Origin of the sequence: Xanthomonas massiliensis (genome assembly GCF_900018785.1) — a bacterium.
Taxonomy (GTDB): Bacteria; Pseudomonadota; Gammaproteobacteria; order Xanthomonadales; family Xanthomonadaceae; genus Xanthomonas_B; species Xanthomonas_B massiliensis.
Genome location: NZ_FCOY01000006.1, coordinates 1,435,778 through 1,447,836, shown reverse-complemented (window position 1 = coordinate 1,447,836; position 12,059 = coordinate 1,435,778). Strand labels below are relative to the sequence as shown.

Here is a 12,059-nt window from a genome sequence, read left to right as displayed (position 1 = left end):
AGGACCCATCGCCGCCGGCGATGCGTTAGGCTTTCGCGCTTTGCACCGACGAGCCGCTGCCTCCCGCGATGACGACGCCCGCCGCGCGCATGCCGCGCCAGATCCCCTACATCATCGGCAACGAGGCCTGCGAGCGCTTCAGCTTCTACGGGATGCGCAACATCCTGGTGCAGTTCCTGATCACCTCGCTGCTGCTGCAGGAAGTGGCCGGCGCCGACCGCGAGGCCGAGGCCAAGCACGTCATGCACAGCTTCATGATCGGCGTGTACTTCTTCCCGCTGCTCGGCGGCTGGCTGGCCGATCGCTGCTTCGGCAAGTACCCCACCATCCTGTGGTTCTCGCTGGTCTACTGCGCCGGGCACGCGTGCCTGGCGCTGTTCGAGCACAGCCGTGGCGGTTTCTTCCTCGGCCTGGGCCTGATCGCGCTGGGCGCGGGCGGGATCAAGCCGCTGGTCGCCTCGTTCATGGGCGACCAGTTCGACCAGGGCAACAAGCACCTGGCCAGGATCGTGTTCGACGCGTTCTACTGGATCATCAACTTCGGCTCGCTGTTCGCCTCGCTGCTGATCCCGCTGGCGCTCGGGCGCCTCGGCGCGGCCTGGGCGTTCGGCATCCCCGGCGCGCTGATGTTCGTGGCCACCTTCGTGTTCTGGCTCGGCCGCCACCGCTACGTGCGGGTGGCGCCGCAGGCGCAGGACCCGCACGGCTTCGGCAAGGTGGTGCGCACCGCGCTGCTGGCGCGCGTCCCCGGTCAGGGGCGCCCCGGCCTGGCGCTGGCCGGGGCCGCCTCGGTGCTGGCGCTGGCCTGCCTGGGGCTGGTCGGCCAGCTCGGCATCGTGATCTGCCTGTGCCTGGCGCTGGTGCTGGTCCTGGCCGGGGTCGGCGGCGGCGCCTGGTGGCAGCTGGACCGGGCCCGCGGCGTCCACCCGGACGCGGCCGTGGACGGCGTGCGCGCGGTGCTGCGGGTGTTGGTGATCTTCGCCCTGGTGACCCCGTTCTATTCGCTGTTCGACCAGAAGGCCTCGACCTGGGTGCTGCAGGGCCGGCAGATGACCATGCCCGCCTGGTTCAGCGCCTCGCAGATGCAGGCGCTCAACCCGGCGCTGGTGATGCTGCTGATCCCGTTCAACAACCTGGTGCTGTATCCGGCCCTGCGGCGCCGCGGCTGGGAGCCGACCGCGCTGCGCCGGATGGGGGCGGGCATCGTCTTCAGCGGCCTGGCCTGGGTCGTGGCCGGCCTGCTGCAGCTGGCGATCGATGGCGGCGACCCGCTGTCCATCGCCTGGCAGGTCCTGCCGTACGCGCTGCTGACCTTCGGCGAGGTGCTGGTCTCGGCCACCGGCCTGGAATTCGCCTACAGCCAGGCCCCGGCATCGATGAAGGGCGTGGTGATGAGCTTCTGGAACCTGACCACCACCCTCGGCAACCTGTGGGTGCTGCTGTCCAATGTCGCCGTGCGCAACGAGGTGGTCACCGGCCGCATCGCCGCGCTGGGCATCGGCGAGACCGCCTTCCTGATGTTCTTCTTCGCTGCGTTCGCCTTCGCCGCAGCCCTGGGCTTCGGCCTGTACGCGAAGCGCTACCGCATGGTCGACAACTACCGGACCGCCTGATGAATCCCCTGCAATCGCCCGTCAACCTGCTGTTGATCGTCGCCACCGTGGTGGTGTCGTGGATCGCCTTCACCAACCGCAAGCTCATGGACCGGCTGATCCTGTGGCCGCCGGCGATCTCGCGCAACCGCCAGTACGACCGGCTGCTGACCTACGGCTTCGTGCATGCCGACATCGCCCACCTGGCCTTCAACATGATCACCCTGTACTTCTTCGGCGGACCGATCGAGCGGGTGATGACGCGCCTGACCGGCACGCCGCTGACCTACCTGGGCTTCTACCTGGGCGCGCTGGTGGTCTCGATCCTGCCCAGCTACCTGAAGAACCAGAAGAACCCCAACTACCTGAGCCTGGGCGCGTCCGGCGCGGTCACGGCGGTGCTGTTCGCCTTCATCCTGATGGCGCCGTGGACGATCATCCTGGTGTTCTTCATCCCGGCCCCGGCGATCGTCTATGCAGTGTTCTACGTCGGCTACAGCCTGTGGATGGACCGCCGCGGCGGCGATCGCATCAACCACAGCGCGCACCTGGCCGGGGCGGCCTTCGGGGTGCTGTTCATGCTGGCGATGGAGCCGCGCATCCTCGGGCTGTTCGTGCAGGAGCTGCTGAACCCGCGCTTCGGCTGACGCCGCAGCGACGGGGCAGCGCGGCCTCAGGCGGCGCGCTGCTGCTCGCCGTGCCCGGACTCGATGCCGTAGGTGGCTTCCAGGCGGGCATAGACCACGTTGTCGAGCTGCTGGAATTCCTGGCCGTCGGTGCGCCCGTGGATGGCGAGCTGGTACAGGCCTTCCAGCAGCACGGCGTCGTTGTCGTGAGGAGTGTTGGCAGAGTTCATGGCGTCGACTTCCGGTAGGTGTCGGGGGAGTACGAAGCACGAACCGTGCCAGCCGCGGCGGCGGGCAGTGAGCCGCGGCCGGCGGGGTCGATGGGCGAATGTGACGTTGTGCGGCAGGCTGTGCCACGGGCGGGTTTCACGCCGCCACGGCGAGGGCGCGCGCACAATGCGCCGCGTGCAGGAACAGGGACCGGATGCAGCAATGGCCGATGCAGGGATCCAGGTGGGGCATGACCCCGGCGCATGCCGCTTCTTCGCCGAGGTCGAAGGCCTCCAGGCCCGGGTAGATTACGCCCTGGCCGACGGGCAGCGCATGGTCGTGGAGTCCACCCAGGTGCCCGGGCCGATCGCCAACCGCGGCATCGCCGCGGCCCTGACCCGGGCCGCGCTCGATTTCGCCCGGCGTTCCGGGCTGACGGTGGTGCCGGCCTGCTCCTACACCGCCGCGTTCCTGCAGCGCCATCCCGAGTACCGGGACCTGCAGGGCTGAGGTGGCCAGGCCGCCCGTCCCGGCGCCGGCCGACCGTTTCCGTTCCAGTTTTCTCGTGGAGTCGAAGATGTACACGCTGTTGTTGTCGCAACACCGCCGGGCCCTGCTGGCCACGGGCCTGGCCTGCGTGGTGATGGCCGGCTGCCAGCGCCAGCCGGCCGCGCCGGCCACCGTGGAGCCCGCCGCCCAGGCCCCGGTCAGCGGCGAGGCCGCGGCACCCAGCCAGCCGGGCGAGTTGAAGGATGTGATCGAGAACACGCCGGCCTATGTCGTCGGCATCACCTATCCGCAGGGCATCGCCGGCAGGCCGGGACTGGCCCAGGCCCTGGCCGCCTATGCCGCCTCGGCCCGCGCCGACCTCAAGGAAGCGGTCGATGCGCTCGGCAACGACAAGACCTCGGCCCCCTACGAGCTGTCGCTGAGTTTCGAGAAGATCCTGGACACGCCGCGCCTGGTGGCCGTGGCCGCCGATGGCAGCCTGTACACCGGCGGCGCGCACGGCATGCCGCTGATGGCGCGGTTCGTGTGGCTGCCGGAGCAGGAGCGGATGCTCACCGCCAAGGAGCTGGTGCCCTCCGGCGAGGGCTGGAAGGCCGTTTCCGACTACGCCGCCAAGCAGTTGCGCCATGCCGCCCAGGCCCGTGCCGAGGCCGATCACCTCGACCCGGACGAGCGCCAGGACCTGCTGGAGGGCGCATCGAAGATGATCGCCGAGGGCACCACGCCCGATCCGGACAACTTCGCCCAGTTCGAGCCGATCGTCGACGGCACCGGCCGCATCACGGCGGTACGATTCGTGTTCCCGCCCTACCAGGTGGGCCCGTATTCGGACGGGACCCAGAGCGTCGATGTGCCCGCCTCGGTCCTGCTGCCGCACGTGGCCCCCGCGTACCGGGACCTTTTCGCCCACTGACCTGCCGGAGGCCTGCATGTCCCATCGCCTGCAACGTCGCGTCCAGAGCCTGCTGGCCGAAGCCGGCGTCGAAGTGGGCGGCAGCGCGCCGCAGGACATCGCCATCCACGACCCGCGCTTCTACGCGCGGGTGATCTCGCAGGGCTCGCTGGGCCTGGGCGAGAGCTACATGGACGGCTGGTGGGACGCCAACCAGCTCGACGTGTTCCTGTGCCGGCTGATGCAGGCGCGGCTGGACGAGCGCGTGCACGGCTGGAGCGAGCTGTGGGACGGCGTGCGCGCGCACCTGCTCAACCTGCAGGCCGGCCGGCGCAGCTACGAGGTCGGCAAGCGCCACTACGACCTGGGCAACGACCTCTACCACGCCATGCTCGGCGAGCGCATGGTCTACAGCTGCGGCTACTGGCGCCAGGCCGGCACACTCGACGAGGCGCAGCAGGCCAAGCTCGACCTGGTCTGCCGCAAGCTCGAGCTCAAGCCCGGCCAGCGCGTGCTTGACATCGGCTGCGGCTGGGGCGAGGCGCTCAAGTTCGCCGCCGAGCGCTACGGCATCAAGGGCGTCGGCGTGACCATCTCGCGCGAGCAGGCCGAATACGCCCGCCAGCTCTGCCGCGGCCTGCCGGTGGAGATCCGCCTGCAGGACTACCGCGAGCTGGACGAGTCCTTCGACGCGATCATGTCCATCGGCATGTTCGAACACGTGGGGGTCAAGAACTACCGCACGTATTTCGAGGTCGCGCGCCGTTGCCTGGCGCCCGAGGGGCTGTTCCTGCTGCACACCATCGGCACCAACGTGAGCCGGCACAAGGTCGATCCGTGGATCGCCCGCTACATCTTCCCCAACTCGATGCTGCCCTCGCTGGTGCAGATCGGGCAGGGCAGCGAAGGCCTGTTCGTGATGGAGGACTGGCACAACTTCGGCACCGACTACGACCGCACGCTGCAGGCCTGGCGCAGCAATATCGAGGCGGCCTGGCCCGGCTTGGACGGGCAGCGCTACGACGAGCGCTTCCGCCGCATGTGGCGCTTCTACCTGGCCGGCTCGATGGCGACCTTCCGCTGCCGCCATGCGCAACTGTGGCAGGTGGTGCTGTCGCCGCAGGGCGTCCCGGGCGGCTACATCGCACCGCGCTGACCCGGGGACGGCCGGCGCGGCCGCGTGGTCCCGTCGTCGCAAGCGAGGAATCCTCTGTCCATGCCGCCCGCACGCGGCGGCCGTGTCCCCGGGCTGGACGGCTTCGGGGGCGGCGTCCAATGCCTGGGCGCGGCAACTGGCGCCGGGCAAGGCGCGAGGGCAAGGGCGATCGAAGGGGGATCCGCGGTGGCCCCCGGGCGCAGCGCCTGCAGGCGGAACGCGGATGGCGACGCCCCCGTCGATCATGGCGGGCGTCGCCGGTCCCGTCCTGAGGCGATGGCCGCGATGGCGCGGGTCGTCCCGCCGGCCGGCCAGGCGGCCTCCTCCGGCGGGACGGGCACGGCCTACTGCGCCGTCAGGCCGCGCTTTTCCAGCAGCGGACCGATCTGCGGATCGTGGCCGGCGAAGTCGCGGAACAGTTCCATCGCGTCGACGCTGCCGCCCTTGGACAGCAACGTGGCGCGGAAGCGGTCGCCGTTGGCGCGGCTCAGGCCGCCATGGTCGCGGAACCACTTCTGCGTGTTGGCGTCGAGCACTTCCGACCAGATGTAGGCGTAGTAGCCGGCCGCGTAGCCGCCCATGATGTGGCTGAAGTAGGGCGTGCGGTAGCGCGGCGGAACCGGCGGGTACCCGATGCCGTCGCGCTTGAGCGCCGCGGTCTCGAAGTCCATCACCCCGGTGCCGGCCGGGACCTGGGCCGCGGTGACCTGGTGCCAGTTCTGGTCGAGCATGGCCGCGCCCAGGTATTCGGTGGTGGCGAAGCCCTGGTTGAACCGCGATGCGGCGACGACCTTGTCCAGCAGCGCCTGCGGCATCGGCTCGCCGCTGCGGTAGTCCTTGGCGTAGTGCTTCAGGACCGTCGGCCAGTCGGCCCACATCTCGTTGACCTGCGAGGGGAACTCGACGAAGTCGCGCGGCACCGAGGTGCCCGAGAAGTAGGGATATTCCACGTCGGAGAACATGCCGTGCAGGGCATGGCCGAACTCGTGGAACATCGTGGTCACCTCGTCCCAGGTCAGCAGCGTCGGCTGGCCGGGCGCCGGCTTGGGAATGTTGAGGTGGTTGGCCACCACCGGCCGGTCGCCGGTCAGCCGCGACTGCGAGACGTAGGCGTTCATCCAGGCGCCGCCGCGCTTGGAGGCGCGCGCGTAGGGGTCGTGGATGAAGATCGCCAGCTGCTTGCCGTCGGCGTCGAACACGTCGTAGACGAGGATGTCGTCGCGGTACCTGGGCAGGTCGTGGCGCTCCTTGAAGCTCAGCCCGTATTCCTCGTGCGCCGCGTAGAAGACGCCGTTCTCCAGCACGTTCCGGTATTCGAAGTAGGGCTTGAGCTGGGCCTCGTCGAAGCTGTACTTGGCCTGGCGCACCTTTTCGCTGTAGAAGGCCCAGTCCCAGGGCGCGAGCTTGAACGTCGGCTGGCCGGCGGCCTTCTGCTCGGCGTCGATCATCGCCTGCAGGTCGGCGGCCTCGCGTTCGGCGTTGGCCACGGCCGGCGGCGCCAGCTGGCCGAGCATGGCGTTGACCGCCTCGGGCGTCTTGGCGGTCTGGTTGGCCAGCGAATAGGCGGCGTAGTTGGGATAGCCCAGCAGCACCGCCTTCTCGGCGCGCAGGGTCATGATCCGCGACACCAGCGCGGTGTTGTCGTACGGCCCGCCGTGGCTGCCGCGACCGATGGAGGCCTCGTGGATCTTCTCGCGCAGGGCGCGGTCCTTGAGGTAGGTCAGCGGCGGCTGGCCGGTGGTGTTGAGCAGGGTGACCAGGTACTTGCCGTCCTCGCCGCGGGCCTTGGCGGCCTCGGCGGCCGCGGAGACCTGTTCGGGCGCCAGGCCGTCGAGCGCGGCGGCGTCCTCGACCAGCACCGCCGAGGCATTCACCTCGTTGAGCACGTTCTGGCTGAACTGCGTGCCCAGGCGGGCGAGCTCGGCGTTGATCTCCTTGAGATGGGCCTTGTCGGCATCGGACAGACGGGCACCGGCGCGCACGAAGTTCTCGTAGTACTTCTCCACCAGGCGGCGGCTTTCCGGGTCGAGCCCGAGCGCCTCGCGCTGCTCGTATACGGCCTGGATGCGGGCGAACAGCCGGCCATCGAGCGAGATCGCGTCGTGGTGGGCGGCGAACCTGGGCGAGTACTCGGCCTGCAGCTGCTTGCGGGTGTCGTTGGTGTCGGTGCCGGCCAGGTTGAAGAACACGGTGGTGGCGCGATCGAGCAGCTGTCCGCTCTTCTCCATCGCCACCAGCGTGTTCTCGAAGGTCGGCGGTGCCGGGTTGGCGGCGATCGCATCGACCTCCGCCAGCTGCTGGGCCATGCCGGCATCGAAGGCCGGGGCGAAATCGCTGTCCCTGATCCGGTCGAACTGCGGGTAGTGCAGCGGCAGCGGGCTTTCCTGGAAGAAGGGGTTGGCCTGGGCGGCCGCGGGCGTGGCCGGTACGGCGGCGGGGGAATGCAGGGGCATGGCGAGTCCGAGGCTGGTGGCCAGCGCGAGCGCGAGGCGATGTTTCAAGGGGTCTTCCTTGCGTTGGGTGGTCCCGGAGCGTAGCCGATCCGCGAGTGCGTGGCCCGCCCCGGGATGCCGGCGCCATGCCCGCCGCGAGGACGGCGAAGCGTTATGCTGGCCGCCACGACTGCCGGAGCGCGCATGGCCGAGACCGCCTTCGATTTCGAACTACCGGGCATCGACGGCACGCCGTTGCCGCTGTCGCGCTGGCGCGGCCAGGTGTTGCTGGTGGTCAATACCGCCTCGCGCTGCGGCTTCACTCCGCAATACGAGGGGCTGGAACGGCTGTGGCGCCACTACCGCGACCGCGGCCTGGTGGTGATCGGCTGCCCGTGCAACCAGTTCGGCCGCCAGGAGCCGGCCGGCGATGCGCAGATCCAGGGATTCTGCGCGATGGAATACGGGGTGGACTTCCCGCTGTCGGCCAAGTTGCAGATCAACGGCCCGGGCGCGCACCCGCTGTGGAAATGGCTGTGCGCGAGCCGGGCCGGCGTGCTCGGCTCGGCGGCGATCAAGTGGAACTTCACCAAGTTCCTGATCGGACGCGACGGCCGGGTCATCGACCGCTACGCGCCGATCACCCCGCCCGGCGAGCTGGAAGGGCACATCGAGCACGCCCTGGCGGCGACGGCATAGTCCGGCGGCCGGCATGCGGCGGTCGCGGCCGGCCAGTGACGGCCGGCCCGGCATGCGATCGCCGGGAGTGCATGACGGGATGGCAACCGGGCATCAAGCGCCGGCCAGGGCAACGACCGCCACCGGCCTGGCGCGCGACGAACGGCCCGGCGCGGCCCGGACCTACTTCTCGACGAAGGCGCGCTCGAACACGTAGTGGCCGGGCGAGCCGATGCGCATGGAGGCCTGGAACTGGCGCGCATCGAACATGCGGCGCAGGTCGGCCAGCATCTGCGGGCTGCCGCAGATCATGGCGCGGTCGTTGGCCGGGTCCAGGGCGGGCAGGCCCAGCGTGCGCTGCATCTCCCCGCTCTCCATCAGCTCGGTCAGGCGGCCGTGGTTGCCGAACGGCTCGCGGGTGACCGCGGGGTAGTACAGGAGCTTGTCGCGCACCATCTCGCCGAGCAGCTCGTGGCGCGGCAGTTCGTTTTCGAAGTACTCGCGGTAGGCCAGGTCCTGCGCGTAGCGCACGCCATGGGCGAGGATCACCTTGTCGAAGCGCTCGTAGGTCTCCGGGTCCTTGATCACCGACAGCCACGGCGCCAGGCCGGTGCCGGTGCCGAGCAGGTACAGGTGGCGGCCGGGATGCAGGTCGCTGATCAGCAGCGTGCCGGTGGGCTTCTTGCCGACGAGGATCTTGTCGCCGGGGCGGATGTGCTGCAGGCGCGAGGTCAGCGGGCCGTCGGGCACCTTGATGCTGAAGAATTCCAGCTGCTCCTCCCAGTTGGCACTGGCGATGGAGTAGGCGCGCAGCAGTGGCCGCGTCTCGGTCTCCAGGCCGATCATCACGAACTGGCCGTTGTCGAAGCGGAAACCGCTGTCGCGGGTGGTGCGGAAGCTGAAGTAGGCGTCGGTCCAGTGGCGGACCTCGAGCACCGTTTCGGTGCCGTAGGCGGAGGACATGCGGGAGATCGTCGGATGGAATTGTCGGCCGCCATTTTAGCCCAGGCGGGCGATTCGAGAATGGATCTCAACTGTGGCGTTCAGCGATAGCCGGCCGCCTGCAGCTCGAACAGCTCGGCGTAGCGGCCGCCTTCGGCCATCAGCTGCTCGTGGGTGCCGCTGGCCTCGATGCGGCCGTCGGCCAGCACCAGGATGCGGTCGGCCATGCGCACGCTGGAGAAGCGGTGCGAGATCAGCACCGCGGTGCGGTTGTCCGACAGCTCCTTGAAGCGCTGGAACACCTCGTACTCGGCGCGCGCGTCCAGCGCCGCGGTTGGCTCGTCGAGGATCATCACCTGCGCGTCGCGCATGTAGGCGCGGGCGATCGCCAGCTTCTGCCACTGGCCGCCGGACAGGTCCACGCCGGTCTTGAAGCGGCGCCCGATCAGCTGCTCGTAGCCGTGCGGCAGCGACTCGATCACCTCGTCGGCCAGCGCGCGGTGCGCGGCGTCGCGGATGCGCGGGGCGTCGTCCATCGCCTCGATGCGGCCGACGCCGATGTTCTCCCCGGCGCTGAGGTGGTAGCGCACGAAGTCCTGGAAGATGACGCCGATGTTGGCGCGCAGGTCGTCCAGGTCGTAGTCGCGCAGGTCGCGGCCGTCGAGCAGGATGCGGCCCTCGTCCGGGTCGTAAAGCCGCGCCAGCAGCTTGACCAGGGTGGTCTTGCCGGCGCCGTTCTCGCCGACCAGCGCCAGCACCTCGCCGGCGCGCAGCTCGAAGTCCAGGTGGCGCACCGCCCAGTGCTCGCTGTCGGGGTAGCGGAAGCCGACGTCCTCGAACACGAAGCCGCGGGTGATCGGCCGCGGCACCGGCGCCGCATCCGGGCGCGAGGCGATCTCCGGCTCGATCTGGAAGAAGGAGAACAGGTCGTCCAGGTACAGCGCCTGCCCGGCCACCTGCGAGAAGCCGACCAGCAGGCCCTCGAGCAGCTGGCGCAGGCGCAGGAAGCTGGCGGCCAGGAAGGTGAGGTCGCCGATGCTGAAGTCGCCGTGGACGGTGCGCCAGGCGATGTAGCCGTAGGCGGCGTAGTAGCCCAGCGTGCCCAGCGCCGCCAGCAGCGTGCCCCACAGCGCGCGGCGGCGGGCCAGCGCGCGGTTGGCCGCGAACAGCCGCTCGGCCAGGGTGCGGTAGCGATCGACCAGGAAGCGGTGGAGGTTGAAGATCTTCACCTCCTTGGCCGTTTCCACGCTGGCGCCGACCTGGCGCAGGTACTCCAGCTCGCGCCGCTCCGGCGTCCACTGGAAGTTGAGCGAATAGCCCTGGGCGTTGAAGTGCGACTCGCCGACGAAGGCCGGCACCAGCGCCAGCGCCAGCAGCGCGATCAGCCACGGCGCGTAGACCAGCAGGCCCACCGCCAGGCTGGCCACGGTGACCGCGTCCTGCACCTGGCCGAACAGCTGGCTCATCAGGTTCATGCGGCCCATGGTCTGGCGCCGCGCCCGTTCCAGCTTGTCCTGCAGGTCCGGGTCCTCGAAGTCCTCCAGGTCCAGCGTCGCGGCGTGTTCCATCAGCCGCACGCTGGTGGCGTTGGTGAACAGCTCCGACAGCAGGGTGTCGGCGTAGCTGACCATGCGCCCGAACAGGTCCGAGCCGACCGCCAGCGCCAGTTCCAGCGCCAGCAGTTCCAGCAGCCGGTGCAGTTGGCCGCTGGCCAGCGCGGCGCCGAGCGATTCGAAGCCGGCCCCGGCCCCGGCCAGCCGCACCACCTCGTCGATGATCAGCTTGCCGATGTACAGCGTGGCCACCGGCATCAGCGCGCGCACCAGGCGCAGGCCGAGGCTGGCGACGGTCAACCACGGACTGGTCTGCCAGACCTGCCGCAGGAACGGCGGCAGGTTGCGCATGGCCTTGAAGCGTTCGCGCAGGCTCGGACGCGGCCCGGACGCGGCGGGGAAGGGGGGAGGCATGGCGCGATTGTGGCCCGGGTCGTGCGGCCGCGTCGATCAGTGGCGCCAACTAGTGGCACCGATCCCGCACGCGGGCCGGGAGCGGCGACCCGGCCGGGATCAGCCGTCCTCTTCCATGTCGGCCTCGGCGGTCGATCCCGGGCCGCCCTGGTAGTCGGCGCTCTTGACCGCCGCGCCGCGCGGCCCGAACGAGTGGCTGCCGTTGTCGGCGTCGATCAGGTCGCGCACCTCGCGCACGCCCTCCACGGCGGCCGCGCACTGCTCGGCGAGCTTCTTCATGCGCCGCTCGGGCACGTCGCCGGTCAGGGTGACCACGCCGTCCTTGACCTCGACCAGGATCTCCCCGGCCTCGATCGCCTCGTCCTGTTCCAGCGCCTTGAGGACCGCGTCGCCGACCAGTTCGTCGGACATCGGGGCTTCGTGTTGGGTTTCCTGGCTCATGGGCTATCTCCTTGTCGGCAACGATGCCGGCGATGGTGCGCGCGTGCGGGTGAGCGCGGCGCCAAGACACCGGCCTTCCGGGGCGGGTCGCTGCGCCGCCGCGCGGGGCGGCGGCGACCGGCATCCCGCCCCGGCACTTGCCGGCGCGGGCTACGGCAGCGGCGGCAGCAGGCCGGCGCCGAGCCGGTTCCAGGCATTGATGAGCGCAATGCCCATGCTCAGGTCACTGATGCCCTGGGCGTCGAAATGCGCGGCCAGCTCGTCGTAGGCGGCCTGCGGGGGCGCTGCGTCCGGCAGCCGGGTCAGGGCCTCGGCCCAGCGCAGCGCCGCGCGCTCGCGGGCGTCGAAGAAGCGGCTTTCGTGCCAGCCGGGCAGGGTATCGAGCTTGCGCGGCTCGATCCCGCCCTTGCGCAGCTCGGTGCCGTGCATGTCCATGCAGTAGGTGCAGCCGTTGATCTGCGATACCCGCATGAAGACCAGCGCCAGCAGCTCCTGGCCGATCGAACCGGCGTGGACATGGGTACTGGCGGCGAACAGGTTCTGGAAGGCCTTGGCGGCCAGGCGGGTGTAGGGAACTCGGGGAGAAGCGGACATGCGGTGCTCCATGGCGACC

Annotated in this window: 12 protein-coding genes; 6 read left to right on the top strand and 6 right to left on the bottom strand. The window is 70.0% G+C overall.

Features of this window, described 5'->3' with window-relative positions; all coding sequences use genetic code 11:
* Nucleotides 1-68 precede the first annotated feature (68 nt).
* Nucleotides 69-1,613 carry a POT-type proton-dependent oligopeptide transporter gene (locus BN3794_RS09500; RefSeq protein WP_066096543.1) on the top strand — a complete coding sequence of 515 codons (1,545 nt, stop codon included), beginning with the start codon at nucleotides 69-71 and terminating at the stop codon, nucleotides 1,611-1,613.
* On the top strand, nucleotides 1,613-2,239 hold the full coding sequence (locus tag BN3794_RS09495) for a rhomboid family intramembrane serine protease (protein WP_066096540.1): 627 nt from the start codon (nucleotides 1,613-1,615) through the stop codon (nucleotides 2,237-2,239). The genes BN3794_RS09500 and BN3794_RS09495 overlap by 1 nt, the downstream gene beginning before the upstream one ends.
* Nucleotides 2,240-2,265: 26 nt before the next feature.
* On the opposite strand, the gene BN3794_RS09490 is transcribed toward BN3794_RS09495, so the two are convergent.
* Nucleotides 2,266-2,448, bottom strand: coding sequence for a hypothetical protein (locus BN3794_RS09490; RefSeq protein WP_066096537.1), 183 nt, complete (start codon nucleotides 2,446-2,448; stop codon nucleotides 2,266-2,268).
* 202 nt (nucleotides 2,449-2,650) lie between these two features.
* On the opposite strand from BN3794_RS09490, the gene BN3794_RS09485 reads away from it, so the two are divergent.
* The 3 genes from BN3794_RS09485 (at nucleotide 2,651) to cfa (ending at nucleotide 4,986) form a co-directional block, all read left to right on the top strand.
* Complete coding sequence (locus BN3794_RS09485) at nucleotides 2,651-2,938, top strand: GNAT family N-acetyltransferase (protein WP_066096534.1); 288 nt, start codon at nucleotides 2,651-2,653, stop codon at nucleotides 2,936-2,938.
* Between the two features lie 67 nt (nucleotides 2,939-3,005).
* Complete coding sequence (locus BN3794_RS09480; protein ID WP_066096530.1) at nucleotides 3,006-3,851, top strand: DUF3298 and DUF4163 domain-containing protein; 846 nt, start codon at nucleotides 3,006-3,008, stop codon at nucleotides 3,849-3,851.
* Nucleotides 3,852-3,867: 16 nt separating this feature from the next.
* A complete protein-coding gene (cfa, locus tag BN3794_RS09475; protein WP_066096527.1) occupies nucleotides 3,868-4,986 on the top strand; it encodes a cyclopropane fatty acyl phospholipid synthase in 1,119 nt (372 codons plus the stop codon).
* Between the two features lie 344 nt (nucleotides 4,987-5,330).
* On the opposite strand, the gene BN3794_RS09470 is transcribed toward cfa, so the two are convergent.
* Nucleotides 5,331-7,487, bottom strand: a complete 2,157-nt coding sequence (locus tag BN3794_RS09470) for a M3 family metallopeptidase (RefSeq protein WP_187128049.1) — start codon at nucleotides 7,485-7,487, stop codon at nucleotides 5,331-5,333.
* A gap of 135 nt (nucleotides 7,488-7,622) precedes the next feature.
* Here BN3794_RS09470 and BN3794_RS09465 point away from each other — a divergent pair, with 135 nt between their 5' ends.
* The gene (locus tag BN3794_RS09465; RefSeq protein WP_066097209.1) at nucleotides 7,623-8,117 is read left to right on the top strand and encodes a glutathione peroxidase; all 495 of its coding nucleotides are present in this window, start codon (nucleotides 7,623-7,625) and stop codon (nucleotides 8,115-8,117) included.
* 162 nt (nucleotides 8,118-8,279) lie between these two features.
* On the opposite strand, the gene BN3794_RS09460 is transcribed toward BN3794_RS09465, so the two are convergent.
* The 4 genes from BN3794_RS09460 to BN3794_RS09445 all read right to left on the bottom strand — a co-directional run bounded on the left by BN3794_RS09460 (nucleotide 8,280) and on the right by BN3794_RS09445 (nucleotide 12,040).
* Nucleotides 8,280-9,059 carry a ferredoxin--NADP reductase gene (locus BN3794_RS09460; RefSeq protein ID WP_066096524.1) on the bottom strand — a complete coding sequence of 260 codons (780 nt, stop codon included), beginning with the start codon at nucleotides 9,057-9,059 and terminating at the stop codon, nucleotides 8,280-8,282.
* 80 nt (nucleotides 9,060-9,139) lie between these two features.
* Nucleotides 9,140-11,005 (bottom strand): ABC transporter ATP-binding protein, encoded by a 1,866-nt coding sequence (locus tag BN3794_RS09455; protein WP_066096521.1) that lies wholly within the window; start codon nucleotides 11,003-11,005, stop codon nucleotides 9,140-9,142.
* A 99-nt stretch (nucleotides 11,006-11,104) separates the two neighbouring features.
* Entirely contained in the window at nucleotides 11,105-11,446 is a 342-nt protein-coding gene (locus BN3794_RS09450; RefSeq protein WP_066096518.1) for a BON domain-containing protein, read from the bottom strand.
* Nucleotides 11,447-11,596: 150 nt separating this feature from the next.
* Entirely contained in the window at nucleotides 11,597-12,040 is a 444-nt protein-coding gene (locus BN3794_RS09445; protein WP_066097207.1) for a carboxymuconolactone decarboxylase family protein, read from the bottom strand.
* Nucleotides 12,041-12,059: the final 19 nt, after the last annotated feature.